Here is a 21,533-nt window from a genome sequence, read left to right on the forward strand (position 1 = left end):
TCGGTTCGAAACATCACAGACAGTCAATCACAGTGAGACCACAGGTCAACCCTGCGCTGCGAAGTTATGCAGGGCGAAACCCGGTCTGGTCCAAGGCGTCTGCCTGACGGGTTAAGACCAAGCGGGTTGGAAATGTATGGGAATGCGCAGATTAACCCGCAGGCGTCTTTTGGTCCAGCCCCGATGTCGTTTGCGTACAAGCATCCCTGCCGGTTTCATTCTAACGGGGGCCTGTTCCACGACATAAAGGTAAGGATTTTTTAGCCTTTGGAAAATGGTGTGAGCAGCGGGTTTCATAGGGAAATGCGCGGCTGCGGCTATTTTCGTGGCAAGGATTCGGGGAAGGACCGGCAGGAGACGAATCCCCTGCCAGAGTCGTTTTGCGGCTTAGCCCTGAAGGGCGGCCCACATTTCCAGATCCCGTTTGTCGGTCCAGATGCGTGGGTGCGCGATGCCGCGGGCCTCGTCATAAGCACGGGCGACGTTAAAGGGCAGGCAGTGTTCATAGATGGCGTAATCTTTGAACTTGGGATCACATTCGGCGCGCACGGCGTCCCATGCTTCCTTCAATGAACCGCCGCGCGCCGCGACCCGTGCTGCCGGGGCGTAGGTGCTGTTGACGAAATCGCGGGTGGAGTCGATCGCGCGGGTAACAGCCTCTTTGCCGATCAACGCGCCGCCCCGACCGGGGGCAATGGCGTCAACATCATAGGCGGCGATATTGTCTAGCGTTTGGCCCCAGTCGCCAAAATACCCATCGCCGCAATAGCAGGCAGAGTGATCTTCGACGATGTCACCGGTGAACATCACATTTTCGTCCGGCATATGGATCACCGCATCCCCCGCAGTATGGGCGCGCCCGATCTGTTTGATATCAACCCGGCGCTTGCCAAGGTAAACGGTCATGCTGTCGCTGAAGGTTGTGGTCGGATAGGTCAGGCCGGGAATTGACTCATGCCCCTCGAACAAGCGGGGGAAGCGCTGGAATTCGCTGTCCCAGTCTTCCTGCCCGCGTTCCTCGACCATGCCACGGGCGACATCGGACATAATGATCTGATCTGCACCGTAAGCCGAGGCCCCCAACACCCGCACCGCATGATAGTGGGTCAGTACCAGATGGGTGATCGGTTTGTCGGTCACTTCGCGGACTTTTTCGATGACCTTGTTGGCAAGGCGCGGGGTGGCCTGCGCTTCGACAATCATCACGCTGTCATCGCCGATAATAACGCCTGAATTGGGGTCGCCTTCAGCGGTAAAGGCCCAAAGGTCGCGGCCGACCTCGTCAAAGGTGATTTTCTTTTCGGTCATGTCGCCTTGGGAGGCAAATGCTTTGGCCATTGGGGGCTCTTTCGAATGGGGCGCACGAGGAGAGTGCAGCAGTGAGTTTAAGGGCAAGATGAAGGATAAGGGTCAGGGGAAATCAACAGCGGGGACGATTTTACCGGCACAGGCACCAAAGCCGATGCGGTATCCGTCGCCCTGAGCGTGGCCCGTCAGGATCATGGTGTCACCATCGTTCAGGAAGCTGCGGGTGGTGCCATCTTGTAGGGTGATTGGCTCCTTGCCGCCCCAGCTGAGTTCCAGCAGGCTGCCGCGTTCGGATTTTTCCTTGCCCGAGATGGTGCCGGAGCCAAGCAGGTCACCGGCATTCATGGCGCAGCCGGAAGAGGCATGATGCGCCAGTTGCTGGGCGGCGGAATAGTACATTTCATTGTAATTGGTCCGCGCGATGACCTCTTGTTGCCCCCCTTCTGGTTCAATCAGAACACTCAGGTCGATGTCATAGAGCATGGGACCGGGTTCCTGCAGATAGGGCAGGAGTTCGAATTCACGCTCCGGTGTCGAGGTGCGGAAGGGTTCAAGCGCGGCTTTGGTCACAATCCAAGGGCTGATCGAAGTGGCGAAGGCCTTGGCCTGAAACGGGCCAAGTGGCTGGTATTCCCAAGCCTGAATGTCACGCGCCGACCAGTCGTTCAGCAGCACATACCCAAAGATCATATCATCCGCTTCGGCCACGCCGATGGGCCGTCCCATATCGGTGGAGGTGCCGACAATCGCGCCCATTTCAAGTTCGATATCAAGGCGTTTGCACGGACCGAAGGACGGTGTGTCTGCGTCAGGGGCTTTCAGCTGGCCATTGGGACGGATGATATCAGTGCCAGAAGGGACAACCGTTGAAGCACGCCCGTTATAACCGATGGGAATATGCAGCCAGTTCGGCGGCAGCGCATTTTCGGCCCCGCGAAACATCGTGCCGACATTGGTGGCGTGATGGCGGCCAGCGTAGAAATCGGTATATTCCGAAACAACCATCGGCATATGCAGGACAGCCTCGGACATGGGCACCAGATGTGGCGCGATCTTGGCCTGTTCCGCGGAATCTGTGGTCAGCATCTCGGTCAAGCGGGTGCGCAGGGTGGCCCATGTGTCCGGGCCCAATTCCATCACGTCATTCCAATAGGGCACGTCGAATACGGCTTCTTCGGCCAGCGTCACAATGCCTTCTTCTTCCAATGCGGCCATATCAAGGATCATGTCACCGATGGCCACACCACAGCGCGCCTCAAGGCTGTTGGTTGAAAACACACCATAAGGCAGATTGTTCAGCGGGAAATCGGTGTCAGCGGTATTGGCGCTTTCGACCCATGATGTCAGTCGTGTCATTCTTTTTCCTGTCCTATCGGATGAGCGGGCCATCGGCCCTTCATTGGCTATATTGGCCATGGGCCTGTGTTCTGACTAGTCGGGGCGGTCCCATTGTCCGCGTTCAGGGCCGCGCAAATCGTGGCCGGGCCCCTTGCCATATCTGTCCGGGCGCTGATTGACAAACTTTTGCCACCACGCCCAGCAGATAAAGCAAAGGACAAACGCCATAAGTAGCAGCATGATTACACCCAAAACTTCGATCACTTCTTACCGGGTGTGCCGTCGAATTTCTTTTCAATGTCGCTCCAGCAATCGATGTAGTCATCCTGAAGCGGCGCTTCCTTGGCGGCAAATTCGGTCAGGTGCTGTGGGAAACGTGTCTCGAACATAAAGCTCATGGTGTTGTCGAGCTTTTCCGCCTCAAGGTCAGCATTGGATGCGCCTTCAAAGGCGTTTTTGTCCGGCCCATGTGGCAGCATCATGTTGTGCAGGGACATGCCGCCGGGGATGAACCCCTTGGGCTTGGCGTCATACTGGCCGTAGATATTGCCCATCAGTTCGGACATGACGTTCTTGTGATACCACGGTGGACGAAAGGTATCTTCGGCCACCATCCAGCGCTCGCGAAACAGCACAAAGTCAATATTTGCGGTGCCTTCCACGCCGGAGGCCGCCGTCAGCACGGTAAAGATCGACGGATCGGGATGGTCAAACAGGATCGCCCCCACCGGACAATAGGTGCGCAGGTCGTATTTCACCGGGGCGTAATTGCCATGCCATGCAACCACATCCAGCGGCGAATGGCCGATATGTGTCTCGTGGAACTGGCCGCACCATTTGATCGTCACGGTAGAGGCAACCTCGCGGTCCTCAAATGCCGCCACGGGTGTTTTGAAGTCGCGCCGGTTGGCCATGCAGTTGGCCCCAATGGGGCCACGGCCGGGCAATTCAAATTTCTGACCATAGTTTTCACAGACAAAGCCGCGTGCCGGCCCTTCAAGGACCTCGACGCGATAGAGCAAGCCGCGCGGCAGGATGGCGATTTCCTTGGGCTCCAGATCAATCACGCCCAGCTCGGTGCAAAACCGCAAGCGCCCGTCCTGCGGAACCACCAACAGTTCGGAATCAGCGGAATAGAAATAGCTGTCGACCATGCTTTCGGTCACCAGATAGATGTGGCTGGCCATGCCGACCTGAGTATTCACATCACCGGCGGTGGTCATTGTGCGCATGCCAGTCAGCCATGTCAGCGGGGCCTCGCCGTGGGGCACCGGGTCCCAGCGGTATTGGCCAAGGCTGGTCACATCTTCGGGGATGTGTGGCGCGGATTTCCAATAGGGCAGCTCAATCCGTTCGTAGCGGTGCGAATGTTTGACGGAAGGGCGGATGCGGTAGCACCATGTGCGCTCGTTCTGATGCGAGGGGGCGGTGAAGGCCGTGCCAGAAAGCTGTTCACCATAAAGGCCATAGTTCACTTTCTGTGGCGAATTCATACCCTGAGGCAGCGCGCCGGGCAGAGCTTCGGTTTCGAAATCATTCCCGAAACCGGGCATATAGCCTTCAAGCGTGCCCATGGGCGTCGCAGCAGTTGTCATATCGCTTGGCGTTAGCTGACGGTTCATCTTTGGCACTCCAATGTCCTCTTTTCAGACTCAGTTGCATATGTAATGGTTGTTTTTGTAACCAACAACAGGCTTCCGATGATGCAATCCAATTTTGAACTACAGTCTTTTCTCCCCTATTTGTTGAATCAGGCTGCAGAGGTCAGCTCCCTTACATTTCAACAGGTTTATAAAAATCGGTACGGAATGTTACGGACAGAGTGGCGGGTGCTGTTTCATCTGGGGCTATACGGGCAGATGTCGGCAAGCGAGATTGGGCTGCGTGCAAAAACCCATAAGACCAAGATCAGCCGCGCCGTTCAGCGCCTGACAGAACGACGTTTTATTGAACGCGCTTTGGATTGCTCTGACCGGCGGGTGACACGGCTGACGCTGACGAAACAGGGGCGGGCGGCCTATGATGATTTGCGCAGCGTGGCAGAAAATTATGAATCGACGTTACTGAAACAATTGGACCCGGAAGAGGCGATGACCCTGCGCCGGGCATTGGTCAAACTCGGTGGGGGCACCCCGCGCGACTTTACTTAGGGGGTGTTTCGCGTCACAGCTTTGGCATGAGTGATCAGGCCAAAGGATTGTTGATTACGCTGTTTGGCGTCCTTTTTGTGGTACCGGATTCCTTGTTTGTGCGCCTGATTGCGGCGGACGCCCTGACCATTGCCTTTTGGCGTTTGCTGTTGGCAGGCGGGTTATCGGCGCTTTGGATTTTGCTCACTGCGGGAACGGACCCTTTTCGCGCGGTGCTGCGCAGCGGGCGCTATGGTGTGATCTATATGATTGGTGTCGGGGCCAGCGGGGTACTGTTTGTGGTGGCCGTCAGCCTGACTTCAGTGGCCAATGTGGTGTTTATCATCGCCTCGCTGCCAATTTTTGCGTCCATCCTTAGCCGCGTTTTTCTGAGCGAACCTTTTGGGGTGCGTACATGGTTGACCATTGCTGCGGTTGTGCCGGGTCTCGCGATCATTGCCTACGGGTCGGGAGAGACCCAGAATGCCAGCCTAACAGGCGACCTTTTGGCGCTGAGTGTTTCCGCCCTGTTCGCCGCAGCCCTTACCGCCGCGCGTCGCGTGCGAAACGTGTCGATGGTGCCCGGTGTGGCCATGGCATATATTTTGGCCGCCTGTCTGATCGCCCCCTTTGCGGATCCCTTATCGATGCCGTTGGATCAGGCCCCTTTGGTGTTGGGGCATGCGGGGGTCATTTTGGCCAGTTCGGTTCTGTTGGCAATTGGGCCACGTTTCATCACCTCGGCTGAGGTGGGGCTTCTGGTCTTGTTGGAATCGGTGCTGGCCCCGTTGCTGGCATGGGCTGTGGTGGGCGAGAATCCCGGAGCTTATGCGCTGCTTGGGGGCGGTATCGTGATTGGCGCGCTGGTGGTTTCCAACCTGGTCTTGCTGCTGCGCCAGTTCAATGGGCGCAACACGCGGCAGCGGGTGTAAATCCGATTATTTGAGGTCTGGAATGTGAACTCTCCACGAGCAATGACCAAACGCAGAACCGGACGTTCCCAAAGAAGGCGGCAAGATTGGGGGCGTGCCAAAGGCTAACGAAACCTGCTATTCCTCACCCTTGGGTTGCTTGGCATAGCTTGCCCGTTCATGGTCCATCGCAGAACGCCAGCGCGCACGCAAAGCCCGCGCATTTTCCGGTATCCGTTGCGCTTGTATATCCGCTGAAATCATACGTTCCGTTCGAAAGTACCGAAAGCCGCTTCGACACTCACACCAAGCCGCCAGAATACGCCCCGCATCCCGATACCCAAGCAGAATGGGCCAGACCACCCGCTCTGTGCGAGCGCCAGAACCATCTTCATATACCAGCGATATCTTTCGGTGTAGTCGGATGGCATTCCTTAGAAACGAAGAGCTGACCATCTCCTTTGTTGGCACAACAGGTGCAACACTTGTCGCAGGTTCCAGCACCTGTCCCCGCAGGCGTTCTGGAACGACCACTTCGATCTTTGCCAGAAAGTTATGTGCGGCTTTTGCCAAATCCGGCTCACCGCGGCTTGCAACCCAATGCGCACCCAAAACTGCCGCATCCAGCTCATCCGAGGTCAACATCAAAGGCGGCATGTCAAACCCCTTTTCAAGGATATAGCCGATGCCGGCCTCGCCCCTGATTGGAACATTCTGTGCCTTTAACGCCGATATATCTCGATAAACCGAACGTTGGGACGACCCCAGTTCTTTTGCAATCTGCTGTGCCGAGATCGGTTCTCGCGCAAGGCGCAGAAGTTGGATCACCTCGAATAGTCGTTCCGCTTTGCGCAAAATCAGTCCCCGTGTTTGATGCTGCCATGATGCTGTCAGCATGCCATGTTTCGGTCGCTGGGCAAACATGAGAGGAAGGTCAGGGAAACAGGAAAGAGAAGACTATGATCAAGGGAAGTTGCTGCTGCAAAGCGGTTCAATTTGAATTGGCAAAGACACCGTCATTTGTGGGAACCTGTCACTGTTCAAGGTGTCGCAAGGTGGGCGCAAGCACCATCGTATTTGTCAAAAGGGAAGACCTTAGGTGGATTTCAGGTAAGGAGTCCGTTCGCGTTTTCGAACCCATCAGCCCTTATGTCTATGGCCGGTGTTTCTGCGAAATCTGCGGCACCTCGCTGGGTGAAATACTTTCGCCCAAGGATAGTTTTCCAATTGCGGCAAATGCGCTTGATGGGGACATCGAACTCATGAATCAATCGCATGAATTCGTTGGCGAAAAACCTTCGTGGTATAATATTTGCGACGATGCGCCCCAGAATGACGGGCATCCGGAATAGAGGCAAGCGGGCAGGTTTGAGTCACATACTCGGGGTGTTTCGCGCCGTGTCCCTTGCATTTGGGGTTACGACGATGAACGCCCGGTGCAGGTCAGCAGGGCGTGCGATGTTTGATCGTAAACCGTAAGAGACACTGCATTCGGTCAAGCAGGGCAGCCCATCATATCTTGCCCGCGCCTAGAAATCTGGCGTCACGCCGGGCAGGTTCAGGGCCTTGATCAGATCGCGCAATTCCTGTCGTGCCGCAACATTGGAAATATTCAATTGTTTGACGCCGACATCTTTGAGATCCAGCAATGTCAGCCCGCGCGGGAACAATTCACGAAAAATCACCCGCTCGTTAAAGCCCGGTGCGACGCGGAAGCCGATGCGCTTGGACAGGTTCTTGATCGCCTTTTCCATCTTATCCTTGTTGACCATCCGCTGTGCGCCCATCCGGTTGCGCACTACAACCCAATCAATGGGGGCCAGCCCGGCCTGCGCCCGCAGCTGCCGCGCGGTCCAGACCATTTCGGAATAGACTGACGGGCCGGTGATCTTGTCACCCATGGCGTCCGTATGGGCCAACAGATCAAAATCGACAAAACTGTCGTTCAGCGGCGTGACCAAAGTGTCAGCAAGCGAATGCGCCACCTGTGACAGGCGGGTATGCGAGCCGGGGCAATCGATCAGGATGAAATCATTATCGGGCTCCATCGACGCCACCGCCGCGCTTAGCCGATGGTCATAGACATTCTCGCCCGGTTTCAGGCTGCTTGCCTCAATCTCGGGGAGCTCGCACAGCTTGGGGCTGGCAAGGTCCAGATTGGCCTGTTTGATAAAGGCATTGCGGTTATCCACATAGCGCCCGAACGTGCGTTGCCGCAGGTCAAGATCAAGGCCGCTGACCCTGTGTCCCATCCGCGCCAAAGCCGTCGCCAGATGCATGGAGACGGTGGATTTTCCCGCGCCGCCTTTTTCGTTTCCGACGACGATTATATGCGCCATGTACGCGTCCCTCTGCCCGACTGCAATTTATGCAGTTTCTATTGAACACCACTATATGTGGGGTGGGCGGCTTTGGGAAGTGGCTGTGAGCCGCGCCAGAGAACAGAATAAATGGTTCCATCAGATTTCATTTTCTTCGCCCGGATTTTGCAGGATTGGCATTCTTTTGCTGGCGTCCCGACAAGCCTTTGAAACAGCGAGATAAAATTTGCGCCAAATGTTGCCGATTCAACGGGGTGCAACGTGCAGGCCACATTGGCCCGAAGCCGGAAGTGAAACGGGGCTGTATCTCTCGAAAAACACGGTCCGAGGACAAATATCTTCCTCATATCAATGAACGCCCAACGGCTTCCCCTTGAAAGGACCTAACATGAAACGTCTTCTTACAACCGCTACACTGACAGTCTTTGCCGGCGCAGGCAGCGCCCTTGCCGGTAGCCTCGCAGAACCTGTCGTAACACCACCTGTTCTGGCCCCTGAAATCGTCTCTGCCGATTGGACGGGTGCCTATGCCGGTATTCAGCTGGGCTATGGTAACCTGAATGTTGCCAACCAGATCGACCGGGATGGCGACGGGGATGTGGATGCCGCTGACGAAACCTTCGCATTTGGCGGTGGTCTGGACGGTGACGGTGCCATAGGTGGTGCCCACATCGGCTATATGCATGACTTCGGCAATTTTGTTGCTGGCGGTGAACTGGATTATAACGCGGCAAACATCGACATCGGTACCATTGGTGAACTTGATTCCGTTGCCCGTGCCAAGCTGAAGCTCGGGTATGATATGGGCCAGACGCTGGTTTATGGTGTTCTGGGTGCAGCTAAGGCGGACATTAATGTCGGCGGCACTGACTTCTCCGAAAACGGGTATGTGGCAGGCTTCGGTGTCGACTATCTGGTGTCCGAAAATGTCGTGCTGGGTGGTGAAGTGCTGTATCACGACTTTGGTGACGACTTTGACGGTCTGGATCTGAGCGCGGATGCGACCACAGTGCAGGTGAAAATGTCATATAAATTCTGATCCTGCCCTTTTGGGAGTTGGATCGAAAAAGGGGCGCAAAGCATATCGCTTTACGCCCCTTTTATTTTCTGCTGGTGTTGCCGGAGCTTGGTCATTGGACCAAATCGGCAGGCACCAAATGCAGTCCTAAATCGCTTACAGCGACAGACCTGCATATTTGTTCTTGAACTTGGACACGCGGCCACCGGTGTCCATCAAGCGGCTTGTGCCGCCAGTCCATGCAGGGTGCACGGAAGGGTCGATATCGAGCGCCAGCTGGTCGCCCTCTTTGCCCCAGGTTGATTTCATTTCCACGATGGAACCGTCGGTCATTTTGACGTTGATCGTGTGGTATTCGGGATGTGTATCGGCTTTCATCAGTCCGCCCCTTACGCTTTTTTCGGCTTGTAGTTGGAATTCTCAACGATACGCGCGGATTTACCACGGCGTGAACGCAGGTAATACAGTTTGGCGCGACGCACACGGCCACGGCGGACCACGGTAATGCTGTCGATGTTGGTGGAGTGCAGCGGGAAGACACGCTCGACACCTTCACCAAAGCTGATTTTACGCACGGTGAACGAACCGGCAATGCCGTGGCCGTTGTTACGCGCGATGCAAACGCCTTCGTAGTTCTGTACACGGGTGCGTGTACCTTCGGTAACTTTAAAGCCGACGCGGATGGTGTCACCGGCACGGAAGTCTGGGATTTCTTTGCCCAGTTCGGCGATTTGTTCCGCCTCGATTTCTGCGATCAGGTTCATCTGACGCTTCTCCTATGATGATCGTGGTGTTCCACGAATGTTGTTCAGTGATCCAAGAGCTTCGGTCTGTCTTTCGGGTGACCCGCAGGCACCCACCGAAGGTAGCATCGTCATTGCTTGTCTGCTTTGCGCATAACGCAAAACACCGGAGTCACGCAAAGTGATTCCAGTTGCCTGCCGTATATGTGGGTTGTGATGTGGGATCAAGGGTATTGCACGCATTTGGATGCTGTTGATCCACGTCAATGCACCGGGTTCCCAAGATGTCGTAGCCTGTGCCCGCAAACTGAAAATGCAATCAATGAAGGGGGCCCGCATGGACGATACCAACAAGGACGCAACGCTTGAACAGGCCAGCAGGAAAGAGGCGATTTCGGGCTTTGAGCAGGGTAAATACCCCTATGCCGAAAAGCTGGACCGCCGCACCTATGAAGCAGAGAAATCCGCGCTTCAGGTGGAGCTGCTTAAAGTACAACATTGGGTGCAGGAAACCGGCCAGAAGTTCGTGCTGCTGTTTGAGGGGCGTGATGCGGCGGGCAAGGGCGGCACCATCAAACGTTTCACCGAACACCTTAACCCGCGCAGTGCTCGGGTTGTGGCCCTGAACAAGCCAAATGATGAGGAACGCGGTCAATGGTTCTTTCAGCGCTACGTCAAACATCTGCCCACCGCTGGTGAGATCGTCCTTTATGACCGGTCTTGGTACAACCGGGCCGGGGTGGAGCGGGTGATGAATTTCTGCGCCCCTGCTGAATATCTTGAATTCATGCGTCAGACGCCGGAGTTTGAACGGATGTTGACCCGCAGCGGGATTAGGCTGTTCAAATATTGGTTTTCGGTCACACAGGAAGAGCAGGCGCGCCGCTTCTCCGCCCGTGAAACGGATCCACTCAAGCGGTGGAAGCTGTCGCCGATTGATCGTGCCAGTCTGAACAAATGGGATGACTATACCGAAGCGAAAGAGGCGATGTTCTTTTACACCGATACCGCGGATGCCCCATGGACGGTAATCCGCTCAAATGACAAGAAACGGGCGCGGCTGACCTGCATGCGGCATTTCCTGTCCAAATTGGATTACCCCGACAAGGATCTTCTGGTGGCCTCACCGCCGGACCCGCTGATCTTTCATCAGGCGCAAACGCTGCTGCGTAACAACGATCATATTCTTGCGTCTTCCCTGCATCCGCAGAGCCGTAAAACCTGAATATCTCTGGCACAGGATCAGTGGATTCTGCGCCAAAGCCGAACCTCTCAGACCAGAGTCCCAGAAAGGACAAAAGATGTCACACACCCCTCATGAACTGGCCGAAGAATTCCACGATCTGGCCAATGAAATGGCGATCCTGCGCCAATCCGACGGCCATTTCGCCAAATTGTCAGACAGGTACCACGTCCTGAATCGGGCCATTCACCGGGCCGAAACAGATGTTGAGCCGACCAGTGATGACCATATGGTCGCGATGCGCAAGGAACGGCTGGCCCTGAAAGATCAGATTTTTGCCTATATCAAAGCGCAGGCTGATCTGGCCTGAAACAGGACATGCGGCGGCGGTTAGATGTCGCCGTCTTTGTCCCTGATCAGATCTGGCCGCCGGGCACGGGTAAGTGCCAGGCTTTGGGTCTTGCGCCATTCGGCAACCTTCTTGTGATTGCCTGACATCAGCACCTCGGGAATGTCATGCCCTTCCCATGTGGCAGGGCGGGTATATTGCGGATGTTCCAGTAAGCCGTTGGAATGGCTTTCCTCCACCGTGCTGTCGGCATTGCCCAATACCCCCGGCAGCAAACGCACAGTGGCGTCGATCATCGCCTGCGCGGCCAGTTCTCCGCCGGTCATCACAAAATCACCCAAGGAAACTTCGGTGATGCCGTAATGTTCGATTACCCTTTCGTCCACGCCCTCAAACCGCCCACAGAGCATGGTCACACCGGCGCAGGTTGCCAGATCCGCCGCCATCGCCTGATCAAACCGTTGACCGCGCGGTGACATATAGAGGATAGGCCAGCGGCCATGGCTGCCCTGCTGTGCAGCTTCGATCGCGGGGCCAACCACATCGGCGCGCATCACCATGCCCGCCCCACCACCCGCCGGCGTGTCGTCAACATTGCGGTGTTTGCCAATACCAAAGCGGCGCAGATCATGGGTATGCAATTGCCACAACCCGTCTTGCAACGCCTTTCCCGTCAGGCTCGCCCCCAACACACCGGGAAATAAATCGGGGAACAGCGTCACAATCCGCGCTTGCCAGACATCGCGATAGGCCGGTTTATCCTGCATCAGCTCGCGCGGTTTCAACGAGGCGCTGACCGATTGGCGGCCATGGGAACGTGTAGGTTTCATGCACTCAGCCCCGCTGCTGAAAGGATTGATTTCTTGGCGGCATTGCGCGCGGCAGCGTCGCTATGGGTTCTGTTCGCCTCTAACAGCGCATCCAGAACATCCTGACGGGGCCGCCGGTTGGCCGCCGGTACAGCAACCAGTGAAGGACGCAGCGACAAGGGGATATCGCATAAGTCCAGCAAAGGATCCACAGGGCCAAGCGGCAGGTCGGCGCAGTCTTCCAGCCGCCGGGCCTCTACCACCGCAGGCACGCGACTGGCGATTTCGGCGACCATTGCATCCAGATTGGCAGCCTCACCATAGGTGTGTTCAAAAACGTCAAAGTTCATTGTCATGCCGGAAGATTTCACATGTTCCCAATAGGCGGAAGCCAGCCATGCCTCAGGTGCGCGGGTGCTCAGATAGATCAGGATCTCGGCTTCTGGATAGGCGCTGCGCAGGATCTCCCAATAGGCATATAGCAAGACAGGCGCGGCAGAATAATCCGCCAGCGGCCCGCGCCCCGGTAAATGGCCGCTCAGCTCTTCCGCCGAGATAACTAGGGTGCGGCGCGGCATGCCGGGGATCGCATTGACCATTTCGCCAAAACGCGACTGTACCTTGATCAGGGTCAGCGGATCACGGTCGGTGGAATAGCCGCGTGCGGCGACAACAATATCCTTGAGATGCCAGCGCAGCCGCAGGGCGATCTGTTTCTTCAGCGCCACACGGTTCTCACGCAGTGTTGCCTGAATGCTGGAGGTGCCCGTCTTGTGAAAACCCGCATGAAGGATAATGCGGCGCGGCATCAGTCGGCGCTGCTTTCGGCTGTTTCACTTTCGGGTAAAATGCCCAGCGGCGGGTCTGCCACGATGCGTCCGGCGGCCAGATCAACGGTGGGCACCGCCGCTTTGGTGAAGGGCAGGAACACCGTGTCAGTCTTGCCCGCCAGTTGCAGTTCCAGCAGGTCGTCAGCCCCGTGGTTGTTCACGGTTTTGACACGGCCCAGCAGGACGCCCCCGGTGTCATAGACCTCGAGCCCGATAAGATCGGCATAGTAAAACTCATCATCCGGTAGCGAGGGAAGCTGGCTGCGGTCCGCGTATAGCACCGTACCGCGCATCGCATCTGCCTCTTCCTTGGAGGCGACATCAGGAATGCGGGCGGAGAACCCGTTTTTGATTGGGCGCAGAATGGCCAGCGCCAGCTGCTTGCCGCGCCCTTCGGTCCAAAGCGGGCTGTAGTTTTCGATGTCTTCTGGCACCGCGCAATAGCTTTTGATGCGCAGCTCGCCGCGCACGCCGTAAGCCCCGGCGATGGCCCCCACGGGGATCAGATCAGTCATTGAGATATCTCCGAAACAACACAGAGGCTGTTTTTCCATTGTCCTTGCACAAGGGCGCATTCCGTCTGCATCGTGGACAGGCTGGCGGATGTGCCGGTAAAGAAACCAGCGGCGAATACGCAGGAAAGCACGATAGACGGGAGTGCGATCTGTCTTAAAATTGCGCGGCCAATGCTCATTGCAGTAACTCCGAATTCACACAGATTGTGCCGGTCCATTCGCCTTCGCCATTGGCACATTCCACCGACATTTGCTGACGATCATACCAGACCCCAAGGGCAAAGCCGAGGATAAGTGTCAGTAACGGCAGGATTAATCGGTACATCATCGGTTTTCAATATGCAGGGCGGGGGCGCGGACCTCCCAGCCTTTGGTTTCCAGTTCCGGGGTCAGTGTATTCTGCTGTGGCCAGCCGATGCAAAGGTAAGCCACCAGCGACCACCCCTCCGGTGCGTCAAGATCAGCATTCAGGCGGGTCGGGTCAAGGACAGAAACCCATCCCACTCCCAGCCCAAGGCTGCGCGCGGTCAGCCACATCAGCGTGATGGCACCCACAACAGAGTAGCGCCGCATCTCGGGCATGCTGGCAACCCCCAGACCGGCCCCTTTCTCTGTGGTGTCGTCACAATAGACCGCCAGATGTTCGGGTGCTTCTTTCATGCCGGAGAGTTTCAGGGAGGCATAAAGCTTGGCCTGATCACCGCCATAGCCGGCAAGGGCCTGTGCATTGCTGTCTTCGAAATTTGCCATCGCTTTGGCGCGGGCCTCGGATGAGGTGACGCGCAAAAGGCGCCATGGCTCGGACAGACCAACGGAAGGGGCGAGGGAAAAGGTGTCGAGGCACTGGCGCAGCAGCGCCTCGTCCACCGGATCGGTGCGGAACTGGCGCACATCGCGCCGCCACCGCATCAGATCGTGCAACCCGGCACGGAATGCGTCTGTAAACGTGTCCATGCCGGAATGCCTGTTTGCTTATTCTGCTGCCGCGTCTTCTGCGGGTGCTTCCTCGGCAGGTGCTGCTGCAGCTTCTGCTGCCGCTGCGGCCTTGTCGGCTTTCTCCTGAACGCGCTCTTGCGCTTTCTTGCCCGGTGTACCCTTCTTGGGGTTGTTACGCTCTGTTTTCGGCAGGGCGCCTGCGGCTTCCAGCATGCGGCGAACGCGGTCTGTTGGCTGTGCGCCTTTGGCCATCCACTCTTTTACTTTCTCGACGTCCATTTTCACGCGTTCTTCGCTGTCTTTTGGCAGCAGCGGGTTATAGGTGCCCAGTTTCTCGATGAAACGGCCGTCGCGTGGCATGCGGCTGTCCGCAGCAACGATACGGTAGAAGGGGCGCTTTTTGGAGCCGCCGCGGGCGAGACGAATTTTCATAGCCATGGTGTGTAGTCCTTTAGGTTGGTGTCGTGGTGGGTCTTACCCACCTTACGATTGGTGACTTTTGTGGTGCTGAATGACTTCAGCGATGATGAAGTTTAGAAACTTCTTGGCGAATTCGGGATCAAGGTCAGCCTTGTTCGCCAAATCTTCGAGCCGCGCGATCTGATCCGCTTCGCGGTTTGGATCGGACGGGGGAAGGTCGTGTTCGGCTTTGAGTTTCCCCACAGCCTGTGTGTGTTTGAACCGCTCGCCCAGTGTATAGACAAGGATCGCATCCAGACGGTCGATGGAGGCGCGGTGTTCTTTCAACACCTCGGCGGCAAGTTTAACGGTATCGGTCATGCGGTCTCCACTTGTGATGGGTGGCGCCATACCTGGCAGGGTTTGTTCAGGACAACGCCTTCGCGCTCGTATGTCGCGCCAAGTTTGGCAGCGAGGGCGAGCGAACGGCTGTTATCTGCGTGGATGTAGCTGATTGGCCTGTCGAGATCCAAATGCACGGCGGCATAGGCGCGCGCTGCACGGGCGGCCTCATAGGCATAGCCTTGGCCTTCGGCGTGGGCAAACAGCGTCCAACCCAATTCGGGTTCATCAAATGCGGGTGGATTACCGATGCCGACCCAGCCCAGAAAATCCCCGGTCTTGCGATGCTCTATGTGCCAAACGCCATGCCCACGAATTGCCCAGTGACCAATACGCGAAGCAAGCTTTGCAAAGGTCTCGTTCGCATCTGCGGGGCCTCCGACCATATGGCTGCGCTCTGTTTCAAAGAAGGCGGTCAATGTCGGCAGATCCGACTTGCGCGGTGCGCGCAGGGTTAGCCGCTGGGTGTCCAGCACGGGAATGGGATCGGTCATGGCAATCACTTCAGTGCCTCCGGCCCAAGGTGGCGGTAAACTTCAAGGATCATGCCGTCGCGTGTGGTGAAGTCGTCCTCGCGGGTTGCGCCCATCCGGATGGCAAGCGCTTTGGAACGGCTGTTTTCAGGCGTGGTACAGCTGATCGCAGTGGTCCATCCCAGCGTGTCATAGGCGAAAGCGAGTGAAGCGCGTGCCGCTTCCGAAGCTATGCCGCGTCCCTCGGCCCCTTCAAAAACCGACCATGCGATTTCGGGTTCGGGCCAGTCGTCAGGGAAGAAACAGCCAACGACACCCAGCGGCGCATCCGTTACCTTATCCGCTACCATCCAGCGCCCATAGCCGCGCAGATGCCAATGGCCGATGATCTCGCCCAGCTTGTCAAAGGCTTGCGTTCGGGTGCAGGCACCGCCCAGATGTTTGGTGCGATCGCTCATGCGGAAAGCGGCGAATGCGTCGAAATCCGACCACTGCGGCGCGCGCAGGCGCAGGCGTTCGGTTTCGACGGTGGGGATGATCAGAGTCGTGGTCATGCGATCCTCCGGGGCAGGAGAAAGACGTCGCGTGTTACCCCATCAGGGAAGGTCTGGCGGCGGTCGATTTCCCCGCCAAGGCGTTCCGCAAGGCGGCGGGCGGGTGTGTTTTCGTCGCGCATATGCGTCTCGACCCGGTCCCAGCCCAGCGTGTCATAGGCCCATGTGATCACCGCGCGGCTGGCGCGTGTCGCCACGCCTTTGCCGCGTGTCTGCGGCATTAGCCACCATGTCAACTCGTGGCAGGGCCAGTCGTCGGGATGGGCAAGCCCGGTGCCGCCCATGAAGGTCGTGCCCTCAAAGACGAGAAAAATGCCAATGCCCTTCGCCTCCCAATGTGCGATGTCGCGGTTGAGGATCGTCTGCACTTCCGCGTCGGTGCGGTTGCCGCGATAACCGCCGACCTCAACGTCACTTACGGCGTAGAAGGCCGCATAATGCGGCAGATCCTGCGCCGTCGGCACGCGCAGGGTCAAACCCTCCGCATCAAGGGTCGCAGGATATGTCGCGTGCGCATTCACTTCTTCTTCCCAAACCCTGACAGCCCGGGGGGCAGGCCCATGCCGCCGCCCATGCCGGGCAGCTTACCGCCCATCGCCTTGGCCGCCGCCTCCATTGCCTTGGGGTCCATCTGGCCGGCCATTGCTGCCGGGTCCATGCCGCCTTTGCCCATCATGCCCTTCATCGCCTGTTTCAGCATGCCGCCTTTACCCATTTTGCCCATCTTCTTCATCATGTCGGACATCTGGCGGTGCATTTTCATCAGCTTGTTGAGGTCGGAAACCTCCATGCCGGCACCTTTGGCGATACGTTTCTTGCGGCTGGCCTGCAGCAGCGCAGGATTGGCGCGTTCTTTCTTGGTCATCGACTGAATCAAGGCGATCTGGCGCAGCAGCACCTTGTCGTCCATACCCGCCTCTTCAACCTGTTTGGCCATTTTGCCCATGCCGGGCATCATGCCCATCATGCCTTGCATGCCGCCCATCTTGATCATCTGTTCCAGCTGCATCTTGAGGTCGTTCATATTGAACTGACCCTTCGCCATGCGCTTCATCATCTTTTCGGCCTGTTCAGCCTCGATGGTTTCCTGCGCCTTCTCGACCAGCGCAACAATGTCGCCCATGCCCAGGATACGGCCCGCGATACGCTCTGGCTCGAAGGTCTCAAGCGCGTCCATTTTTTCGCCAAGGCCGACGAATTTAATCGGCTTGCCGGTGACCGCACGCATGGACAAGGCCGCACCACCGCGCCCGTCGCCGTCCATCCGTGTCAGGACCACACCGGTGATGCCGATGCGCTCGTCGAAATTCTCAGCCGTGTGCACTGCGTCTTGACCGGTCAGACCGTCAACCACCAGCAGCGTTTCGCGCGGCGTGACAACATCGCGCACCGCTTCGACCTGTTGCATCAGCTCTTCGTCAATCGACAAACGGCCCGCGGTATCCAGCATATAGACGTCATAGCCGCCCAAGCCCGCCTGCGTCTTGGCGCGTTTGGTGATGGCAACGGGATCTTCGCCTTTGACAATCGGCAGGGTGTCCACGCCGATCTGGGTGCCGAGAATCGCCAGCTGTTCCATCGCCGCAGGGCGGTTCACATCCAATGACGCCATCAGCACGCGCTTGCCGTCTTTTTCCTTAAGCCGTTTTGCCAGTTTGGCGGTTGTTGTTGTTTTACCGCCCCCTTGCAGACCAACCATCAGAATGGGTGTCGGTGGGTTGTCGATCTTCAAGGCACCCGGTTCGCCTTCACCCTTGAGCACATCAATCAGCGCATCATGCACAATCTTGACGACCTGCTGGCCCGGTGTGATGGATTTGGTGACGGCTTGACCTGTGGCCTTATCCTGTACCGCTTTGACGAAATCACGTGCGACGGGTAGCGAAACATCCGCTTCCAGCAGCGCCACACGTACTTCGCGCAGGGCGGTTTTCACGTCCTCTTCGGACAGAGCGCCCTGTTTGGTCAGGCGGTCGAATACGCCGGACAGGCGTTCGCTGAGGTTCTCAAACATGGGCAGATGCCCTTTCTCGGTTCGGTTGCGGGATGCCCCTGATATAGGAGCGCCCGCGAAAATGCACAAATGCCCCAGTGGGCGCAACGCGCTGACTGAGGGCGATCCCTGCCAAATGGCAATGGGACCGGAAGGCAAGGCTTCCGGGAATTAGGGAGCGTTTAGGCGTTGGAACGGTGTGAGTCAAGCCAGCCGTTCACGGCATTCATGGCCCGACTTGCCCCGCGCCCGCTGGAATAGACCCAGGTGATCGGATGGGTGCCTGCGTCCATGCCGCCGCTGATCACAAGGGCGGCACGGTGGGTGTCCGTATCACCGGATCGCGAGGTTTCGACAATTGCCCGATCAAGATAACGCAGCTCCCAGGTCAGACTGGAATACCCCAGCCATCCCCGCCGGCGCAGTTCCACCAGATCACGCGGCTTATCAAGGATCAACTGGGTGCGGCGCACGAAGATCATGTTGAACCCGATGGCGATGCCAAGACCGCCCGCGATAAAGGCCAGTCCCGTCCCTGGTTCGGTGCCAAATACCGACAGACCGATGCCAAGGAAGACAAGGCCAAACAGGGTCACAAAAGCCGCCAGCCAGATCGGGTTGTTTTCGATGATCAACTGATCGGCGGATTCGCGGACAATTTTCATACGGAACTTTCACCGAAGGTGGGAGGCCGCGCCAGTATACTGCTGCTGTGCCACCGTTTCACCCCTTTTTGGCGAATTTGGCGACGTTATTCGCCTTTTTGCTGTGTTTATTGGCAAAAAACGCGTTTCCCAAGCGTAAGTGAGGCCGCATTTGTGATATAGAAACTTGTGATTAAGGTCGCGGCGGTCAAAATGAAGTCGATGGAAAATTGGGACGAGATCAGAACGGCATTTCAGGTTGCCCGGAAGGGCACGGTCAGCGGTGCCGCTGAGGTTCTGGGCGTGCATCACGCCACCGTCATCCGACATATCGATGCATTGGAAGGGCGTCTGGGTGTCAAACTGTTCCAGCGCCATGCCCGTGGATACACCCCCACCGAAGCGGGGCTGGACCTGCTACAGGTGGCGCAGGCGACAGATGATCAATTTGGACAATTGGCCGGGCGGATCAAGGGACGCGGTGCGGATGTATCCGGTGAACTGGTCGTGACATCGCTGGCCTCGCTGGCGACCCAGATTGTACCGGTCTTGATTGCCTTTCAGGCCGAACACCCTGATGTTCTGGTCCGCTACCTCACGGGTGAACGCCTGTTCCGGCTGGAATATGGTGAGGCCCATGTGGCAATCCGTGCGGGTGTGGTGCCGGACCAGCCTGATAATGTTGTCCAACCCTTGCTGAAATTGCCGATTGCGGCCTATGCAAGCAGGGGGTACGTCAAAAAGCACGGGATCCCAAAGGGGCCGGAAGACTATGCACATCATAGATTTGTTGGTGATGACAACCGCAACAGCCGTGCGCCGCATAACACCTGGATGCGTGAACATGTGCCCGACAGCGCAATCACCTTCCGGTGTACCGATACCAATGCAGTCATTGCCGCGGTCAAGGCCGGTGCAGGGATCGGGTTCTTGATGGACATGGGGGCCGCCCAGATCCCCGACATTGTTGAGGTTCACGCCCCCAGACCGGAATGGGCCGCACCTCTGTGGCTGGTCACCCATGTTGATTTGCACCGAACCACCAAAGTTCAGGCGCTGTTGCGGTTTATCAAGGAAAACGTCCGCGAGGGTGGTTTGTGAACCCTGCCATGATGGGCCATCTGGCGATGCTGGCGTTTTCGGCTTTGGTGGCAGGATCATTTTCCTTGGGCAGCCTGATGGCCAATGAAATCGATCCGGCAGCATTTACCGCAGTGCGTTTCTGGCTTGCTGCCGTCTTTGTCGGCATTCTGGCACAGATGCGAGGCGGCTTTGGCAAGGGCAGCTTCAAGGCACCCTGGCGTTTTGCAATTCTGGGCGGTTTGTTTGGCATCTATTTTGTTTTGATGTTCGAGGGGCTGAAAACCGCGCCTCCTGTCAGCGTGGCTGCCGTCTTTACATTGGTGCCGCTGATGGCGGCGGGTTTTGCATGGGTGTTGTTGCGCCAGCTTTTGACCCCGCGCATGGCGCTTGCCCTGATAATCGGCGGCTTTGGCGCGCTTTGGGTGATTTTTCGCGCCGATTTGAACGCGCTGCTGCGGTTCGACATCGGGCGTGGCGAAGCGATCTATTTCTTCGGCTGTGTTGCTCATGCCATCTATACCCCGATGGTGCGTCGGTTGAATCGCGGTGAAACGGCTGTGACCTTCACCTTTGGCACCGTGATTGCCGGTGGGGCGCTGCTGACTGCCTATGCATGGCCTGAAATTATTGCGGCACCTTGGGCCAGATTGCCGGTAACGGTTTGGATCACACTTTTCTACACCGCTTTTTTTGCAACTGCAGTGACCGTGGTGCTGTTGCAATTTGCAACCCTGCGTCTGCCCTCGGCCAAGGTGATGGCCTATACCTACCTGACCCCCAGCTGGGTGATCGTCTGGGAAATCGCTCTGGGCAACGGGATACCGCCGGTGCTGATCCTAGGGGGGGTCGCGCTGACCATTCTGGCACTGCTTTTGCTGCTGCGTGATGACAGTGCCACAAAAGGTTAAGAATTTAGGGAACCTTTTGGACCCCGACTGTGTTACCCTCACAGAAATGTGAAAGGAAACGCTATGCGTGGCATTATTTATCTTGTTGGTTTGGTTGTGATTGTTCTGGCGATTGTCCGCTTCGTCATGTGACCTCGGCAAAGACTGAATTCATGGGGCATCAAGGGGCATCCTTGGTGCCCTGATCCAATTCCCCAACCAAGAAGCGCTCAAACGCTTCAAGGTTGACCGGTTCGAATTGACCAAAACCCTGCATCCAGACCGATGCATCCTTCATCGCGTCCGGCTCCAGTTTGCACCATTTCACCCGCCCACGCTTTTCCTGTGATATCAGGCCAGCGGTCATCAGCACATTCAGATGCTTTGAAATCGCCGCCAATGACATGTCAAACGGCTCTGCCACATCGGTGACGGCCATATCGTCTTCCAACAACATCGCAAGGATGGCGCGGCGCGTCGGATCCGCCAAGGCGGCAAAGACCTGATCAATGGTTTTTGTCATGCACCACACTTACCGCGTAGATGAAGACAGGGAAAGCGCTCAGCCGTAGGGGTGATGGGTGTTTTGTGACGGCAGGCGATGCCTGTGTGCCGCCATATCGCTTTCGGTCAGGCCGATGTCGCGGGCGTGGCGTGGCGTGATGTTTCGGACATGAGGGTGGTTGCCTGGTCTGAACCTGCGCAAAA

Annotated in this window: 28 protein-coding genes; 8 read left to right on the top strand and 20 right to left on the bottom strand. The window is 57.2% G+C overall.

Features of this window, described 5'->3' with window-relative positions; all coding sequences use genetic code 11:
* Nucleotides 1-387 precede the first annotated feature (387 nt).
* The 3 genes from QQL78_RS00375 to hmgA form a co-directional block, all read right to left on the bottom strand.
* Nucleotides 388-1,338 (bottom strand): MBL fold metallo-hydrolase, encoded by a 951-nt coding sequence (locus QQL78_RS00375; protein WP_284369443.1) that lies wholly within the window; start codon nucleotides 1,336-1,338, stop codon nucleotides 388-390.
* Between the two features lie 72 nt (nucleotides 1,339-1,410).
* Nucleotides 1,411-2,664 (bottom strand): fumarylacetoacetase, encoded by a 1,254-nt coding sequence (gene fahA / locus QQL78_RS00380; protein ID WP_284369445.1) that lies wholly within the window; start codon nucleotides 2,662-2,664, stop codon nucleotides 1,411-1,413.
* Between the two features lie 242 nt (nucleotides 2,665-2,906).
* The gene (gene hmgA, locus QQL78_RS00385) at nucleotides 2,907-4,268 is read right to left on the bottom strand and encodes a homogentisate 1,2-dioxygenase (RefSeq protein ID WP_386258634.1); all 1,362 of its coding nucleotides are present in this window, start codon (nucleotides 4,266-4,268) and stop codon (nucleotides 2,907-2,909) included.
* Nucleotides 4,269-4,349: 81 nt separating this feature from the next.
* On the opposite strand from hmgA, the gene QQL78_RS00390 reads away from it, so the two are divergent.
* Both QQL78_RS00390 and QQL78_RS00395 read left to right on the top strand, forming a co-directional pair.
* Nucleotides 4,350-4,796 (top strand): MarR family winged helix-turn-helix transcriptional regulator, encoded by a 447-nt coding sequence (locus QQL78_RS00390; protein WP_386258636.1) that lies wholly within the window; start codon nucleotides 4,350-4,352, stop codon nucleotides 4,794-4,796.
* Nucleotides 4,797-4,822: 26 nt separating this feature from the next.
* Nucleotides 4,823-5,707, top strand: coding sequence for a DMT family transporter (locus QQL78_RS00395; protein WP_284369448.1), 885 nt, complete (start codon nucleotides 4,823-4,825; stop codon nucleotides 5,705-5,707).
* A gap of 117 nt (nucleotides 5,708-5,824) precedes the next feature.
* On the opposite strand, the gene QQL78_RS00400 is transcribed toward QQL78_RS00395, so the two are convergent.
* On the bottom strand, nucleotides 5,825-6,541 hold the full coding sequence (locus QQL78_RS00400) for a helix-turn-helix transcriptional regulator (protein WP_284369450.1): 717 nt from the start codon (nucleotides 6,539-6,541) through the stop codon (nucleotides 5,825-5,827).
* A gap of 104 nt (nucleotides 6,542-6,645) precedes the next feature.
* Between QQL78_RS00400 and QQL78_RS00405 the strand changes: the two genes are divergently transcribed.
* On the top strand, nucleotides 6,646-7,038 hold the full coding sequence (locus QQL78_RS00405) for a GFA family protein (RefSeq protein ID WP_284369452.1): 393 nt from the start codon (nucleotides 6,646-6,648) through the stop codon (nucleotides 7,036-7,038).
* 177 nt (nucleotides 7,039-7,215) lie between these two features.
* Here the strand turns inward: QQL78_RS00405 and QQL78_RS00410 are convergent, their stop codons facing one another.
* Nucleotides 7,216-8,025 carry a division plane positioning ATPase MipZ gene (locus tag QQL78_RS00410; protein ID WP_284369454.1) on the bottom strand — a complete coding sequence of 270 codons (810 nt, stop codon included), beginning with the start codon at nucleotides 8,023-8,025 and terminating at the stop codon, nucleotides 7,216-7,218.
* 370 nt (nucleotides 8,026-8,395) lie between these two features.
* On the opposite strand from QQL78_RS00410, the gene QQL78_RS00415 reads away from it, so the two are divergent.
* Nucleotides 8,396-9,046, top strand: a complete 651-nt coding sequence (locus QQL78_RS00415; protein WP_284369456.1) for an outer membrane protein — start codon at nucleotides 8,396-8,398, stop codon at nucleotides 9,044-9,046.
* 135 nt (nucleotides 9,047-9,181) lie between these two features.
* Here QQL78_RS00415 and rpmE read toward each other — a convergent pair whose 3' ends face one another.
* Nucleotides 9,182-9,403, bottom strand: coding sequence for a 50S ribosomal protein L31 (gene rpmE, locus QQL78_RS00420; protein WP_025043451.1), 222 nt, complete (start codon nucleotides 9,401-9,403; stop codon nucleotides 9,182-9,184).
* A gap of 11 nt (nucleotides 9,404-9,414) precedes the next feature.
* Complete coding sequence (rplS, locus tag QQL78_RS00425; RefSeq protein ID WP_203209142.1) at nucleotides 9,415-9,789, bottom strand: 50S ribosomal protein L19; 375 nt, start codon at nucleotides 9,787-9,789, stop codon at nucleotides 9,415-9,417.
* A 316-nt stretch (nucleotides 9,790-10,105) separates the two neighbouring features.
* Here rplS and ppk2 point away from each other — a divergent pair, with 316 nt between their 5' ends.
* Together ppk2 and QQL78_RS00435 are read left to right on the top strand one after the other, a co-directional pair.
* Complete coding sequence (gene ppk2, locus QQL78_RS00430; RefSeq protein ID WP_284369461.1) at nucleotides 10,106-10,993, top strand: polyphosphate kinase 2; 888 nt, start codon at nucleotides 10,106-10,108, stop codon at nucleotides 10,991-10,993.
* 76 nt (nucleotides 10,994-11,069) lie between these two features.
* Nucleotides 11,070-11,321, top strand: coding sequence for an HP1242/YdcH family protein (locus tag QQL78_RS00435; RefSeq protein ID WP_284369463.1), 252 nt, complete (start codon nucleotides 11,070-11,072; stop codon nucleotides 11,319-11,321).
* A 20-nt stretch (nucleotides 11,322-11,341) separates the two neighbouring features.
* Here QQL78_RS00435 and trmD read toward each other — a convergent pair whose 3' ends face one another.
* From trmD to QQL78_RS00495, 12 genes are all read right to left on the bottom strand, one after another.
* Nucleotides 11,342-12,130, bottom strand: a complete 789-nt coding sequence (trmD, locus tag QQL78_RS00440) for a tRNA (guanosine(37)-N1)-methyltransferase TrmD (RefSeq protein WP_284369465.1) — start codon at nucleotides 12,128-12,130, stop codon at nucleotides 11,342-11,344.
* A complete protein-coding gene (locus tag QQL78_RS00445) occupies nucleotides 12,127-12,918 on the bottom strand; it encodes a hypothetical protein (protein WP_284369467.1) in 792 nt (263 codons plus the stop codon). Before QQL78_RS00445 ends, trmD begins: the two co-directional genes overlap by 4 nt.
* The gene (gene rimM, locus QQL78_RS00450; protein WP_284369469.1) at nucleotides 12,918-13,454 is read right to left on the bottom strand and encodes a ribosome maturation factor RimM; all 537 of its coding nucleotides are present in this window, start codon (nucleotides 13,452-13,454) and stop codon (nucleotides 12,918-12,920) included. Before rimM ends, QQL78_RS00445 begins: the two co-directional genes overlap by 1 nt.
* Nucleotides 13,455-13,629: 175 nt before the next feature.
* Nucleotides 13,630-13,779 carry a hypothetical protein gene (locus tag QQL78_RS00455; protein WP_284369471.1) on the bottom strand — a complete coding sequence of 50 codons (150 nt, stop codon included), beginning with the start codon at nucleotides 13,777-13,779 and terminating at the stop codon, nucleotides 13,630-13,632.
* Nucleotides 13,779-14,408 (bottom strand): 5,6-dimethylbenzimidazole synthase, encoded by a 630-nt coding sequence (gene bluB / locus QQL78_RS00460; protein ID WP_284369474.1) that lies wholly within the window; start codon nucleotides 14,406-14,408, stop codon nucleotides 13,779-13,781. The genes QQL78_RS00455 and bluB overlap by 1 nt, the downstream gene beginning before the upstream one ends.
* 18 nt (nucleotides 14,409-14,426) lie before the next feature.
* On the bottom strand, nucleotides 14,427-14,828 hold the full coding sequence (gene rpsP, locus QQL78_RS00465) for a 30S ribosomal protein S16 (RefSeq protein ID WP_284369475.1): 402 nt from the start codon (nucleotides 14,826-14,828) through the stop codon (nucleotides 14,427-14,429).
* 45 nt (nucleotides 14,829-14,873) lie between these two features.
* Nucleotides 14,874-15,170 carry a chorismate mutase gene (locus QQL78_RS00470; RefSeq protein WP_284369478.1) on the bottom strand — a complete coding sequence of 99 codons (297 nt, stop codon included), beginning with the start codon at nucleotides 15,168-15,170 and terminating at the stop codon, nucleotides 14,874-14,876.
* Nucleotides 15,167-15,685: a GNAT family N-acetyltransferase gene (locus QQL78_RS00475; protein WP_284369480.1), complete on the bottom strand. Its 519-nt coding sequence runs from the start codon at nucleotides 15,683-15,685 to the stop codon at nucleotides 15,167-15,169. Before QQL78_RS00475 ends, QQL78_RS00470 begins: the two co-directional genes overlap by 4 nt.
* A gap of 5 nt (nucleotides 15,686-15,690) precedes the next feature.
* Nucleotides 15,691-16,218 carry a GNAT family N-acetyltransferase gene (locus tag QQL78_RS00480; protein WP_284369482.1) on the bottom strand — a complete coding sequence of 176 codons (528 nt, stop codon included), beginning with the start codon at nucleotides 16,216-16,218 and terminating at the stop codon, nucleotides 15,691-15,693.
* Nucleotides 16,215-16,739 carry a GNAT family N-acetyltransferase gene (locus QQL78_RS00485; protein WP_284369483.1) on the bottom strand — a complete coding sequence of 175 codons (525 nt, stop codon included), beginning with the start codon at nucleotides 16,737-16,739 and terminating at the stop codon, nucleotides 16,215-16,217. Before QQL78_RS00485 ends, QQL78_RS00480 begins: the two co-directional genes overlap by 4 nt.
* A complete protein-coding gene (gene ffh, locus QQL78_RS00490) occupies nucleotides 16,736-18,232 on the bottom strand; it encodes a signal recognition particle protein (RefSeq protein WP_284369485.1) in 1,497 nt (498 codons plus the stop codon). The genes QQL78_RS00485 and ffh overlap by 4 nt, the downstream gene beginning before the upstream one ends.
* Nucleotides 18,233-18,393: 161 nt before the next feature.
* Entirely contained in the window at nucleotides 18,394-18,876 is a 483-nt protein-coding gene (locus QQL78_RS00495) for a hypothetical protein (RefSeq protein ID WP_284369487.1), read from the bottom strand.
* 201 nt (nucleotides 18,877-19,077) lie between these two features.
* On the opposite strand from QQL78_RS00495, the gene QQL78_RS00500 reads away from it, so the two are divergent.
* Together QQL78_RS00500 and QQL78_RS00505 are read left to right on the top strand one after the other, a co-directional pair.
* The gene (locus QQL78_RS00500) at nucleotides 19,078-19,956 is read left to right on the top strand and encodes a LysR family transcriptional regulator (protein ID WP_284375382.1); all 879 of its coding nucleotides are present in this window, start codon (nucleotides 19,078-19,080) and stop codon (nucleotides 19,954-19,956) included.
* Nucleotides 19,957-19,964: 8 nt separating this feature from the next.
* The gene (locus QQL78_RS00505; protein ID WP_431358331.1) at nucleotides 19,965-20,846 is read left to right on the top strand and encodes a DMT family transporter; all 882 of its coding nucleotides are present in this window, start codon (nucleotides 19,965-19,967) and stop codon (nucleotides 20,844-20,846) included.
* A gap of 160 nt (nucleotides 20,847-21,006) precedes the next feature.
* Here the strand turns inward: QQL78_RS00505 and QQL78_RS00510 are convergent, their stop codons facing one another.
* Nucleotides 21,007-21,348, bottom strand: coding sequence for an ArsR/SmtB family transcription factor (locus QQL78_RS00510; protein ID WP_284369491.1), 342 nt, complete (start codon nucleotides 21,346-21,348; stop codon nucleotides 21,007-21,009).
* Nucleotides 21,349-21,533 lie beyond the last annotated feature (185 nt).

Source organism: Sulfitobacter pacificus (assembly GCF_030159975.1).
GTDB lineage: Bacteria > Pseudomonadota > Alphaproteobacteria > Rhodobacterales > Rhodobacteraceae > Sulfitobacter > Sulfitobacter pacificus.

Bases quoted from the DNA above. Each gene is read 5' to 3' on its own strand.
- QQL78_RS00375 (WP_284369443.1), bottom strand. From the start codon at position 1,338: ATGGCCAAAGCATTTGCCTCCCAAGGCGACATGACCGAAAAGAAAATC.
- fahA (WP_284369445.1), bottom strand. From the start codon at position 2,664: ATGACACGACTGACATCATGGGTCGAAAGCGCCAATACCGCTGACACC.
- hmgA (WP_386258634.1), bottom strand. From the start codon at position 4,268: ATGAACCGTCAGCTAACGCCAAGCGATATGACAACTGCTGCGACGCCC.
- QQL78_RS00390 (WP_386258636.1), top strand. From the start codon at position 4,350: ATGCAATCCAATTTTGAACTACAGTCTTTTCTCCCCTATTTGTTGAAT.
- QQL78_RS00395 (WP_284369448.1), top strand. From the start codon at position 4,823: ATGAGTGATCAGGCCAAAGGATTGTTGATTACGCTGTTTGGCGTCCTT.
- QQL78_RS00405 (WP_284369452.1), top strand. From the start codon at position 6,646: ATGATCAAGGGAAGTTGCTGCTGCAAAGCGGTTCAATTTGAATTGGCA.
- QQL78_RS00410 (WP_284369454.1), bottom strand. From the start codon at position 8,025: ATGGCGCATATAATCGTCGTCGGAAACGAAAAAGGCGGCGCGGGAAAA.
- QQL78_RS00415 (WP_284369456.1), top strand. From the start codon at position 8,396: ATGAAACGTCTTCTTACAACCGCTACACTGACAGTCTTTGCCGGCGCA.
- rpmE (WP_025043451.1), bottom strand. From the start codon at position 9,403: ATGAAAGCCGATACACATCCCGAATACCACACGATCAACGTCAAAATG.
- rplS (WP_203209142.1), bottom strand. From the start codon at position 9,789: ATGAACCTGATCGCAGAAATCGAGGCGGAACAAATCGCCGAACTGGGC.
- ppk2 (WP_284369461.1), top strand. From the start codon at position 10,106: ATGGACGATACCAACAAGGACGCAACGCTTGAACAGGCCAGCAGGAAA.
- QQL78_RS00435 (WP_284369463.1), top strand. From the start codon at position 11,070: ATGTCACACACCCCTCATGAACTGGCCGAAGAATTCCACGATCTGGCC.
- trmD (WP_284369465.1), bottom strand. From the start codon at position 12,130: ATGAAACCTACACGTTCCCATGGCCGCCAATCGGTCAGCGCCTCGTTG.
- QQL78_RS00445 (WP_284369467.1), bottom strand. From the start codon at position 12,918: ATGCCGCGCCGCATTATCCTTCATGCGGGTTTTCACAAGACGGGCACC.
- rimM (WP_284369469.1), bottom strand. From the start codon at position 13,454: ATGACTGATCTGATCCCCGTGGGGGCCATCGCCGGGGCTTACGGCGTG.
- QQL78_RS00455 (WP_284369471.1), bottom strand. From the start codon at position 13,779: ATGTACCGATTAATCCTGCCGTTACTGACACTTATCCTCGGCTTTGCC.
- bluB (WP_284369474.1), bottom strand. From the start codon at position 14,408: ATGGACACGTTTACAGACGCATTCCGTGCCGGGTTGCACGATCTGATG.
- rpsP (WP_284369475.1), bottom strand. From the start codon at position 14,828: ATGGCTATGAAAATTCGTCTCGCCCGCGGCGGCTCCAAAAAGCGCCCC.
- QQL78_RS00470 (WP_284369478.1), bottom strand. From the start codon at position 15,170: ATGACCGATACCGTTAAACTTGCCGCCGAGGTGTTGAAAGAACACCGC.
- QQL78_RS00475 (WP_284369480.1), bottom strand. From the start codon at position 15,685: ATGACCGATCCCATTCCCGTGCTGGACACCCAGCGGCTAACCCTGCGC.
- QQL78_RS00480 (WP_284369482.1), bottom strand. From the start codon at position 16,218: ATGACCACGACTCTGATCATCCCCACCGTCGAAACCGAACGCCTGCGC.
- ffh (WP_284369485.1), bottom strand. From the start codon at position 18,232: ATGTTTGAGAACCTCAGCGAACGCCTGTCCGGCGTATTCGACCGCCTG.
- QQL78_RS00495 (WP_284369487.1), bottom strand. From the start codon at position 18,876: ATGAAAATTGTCCGCGAATCCGCCGATCAGTTGATCATCGAAAACAAC.
- QQL78_RS00500 (WP_284375382.1), top strand. From the start codon at position 19,078: ATGGAAAATTGGGACGAGATCAGAACGGCATTTCAGGTTGCCCGGAAG.
- QQL78_RS00505 (WP_431358331.1), top strand. From the start codon at position 19,965: ATGATGGGCCATCTGGCGATGCTGGCGTTTTCGGCTTTGGTGGCAGGA.
- QQL78_RS00510 (WP_284369491.1), bottom strand. From the start codon at position 21,348: ATGACAAAAACCATTGATCAGGTCTTTGCCGCCTTGGCGGATCCGACG.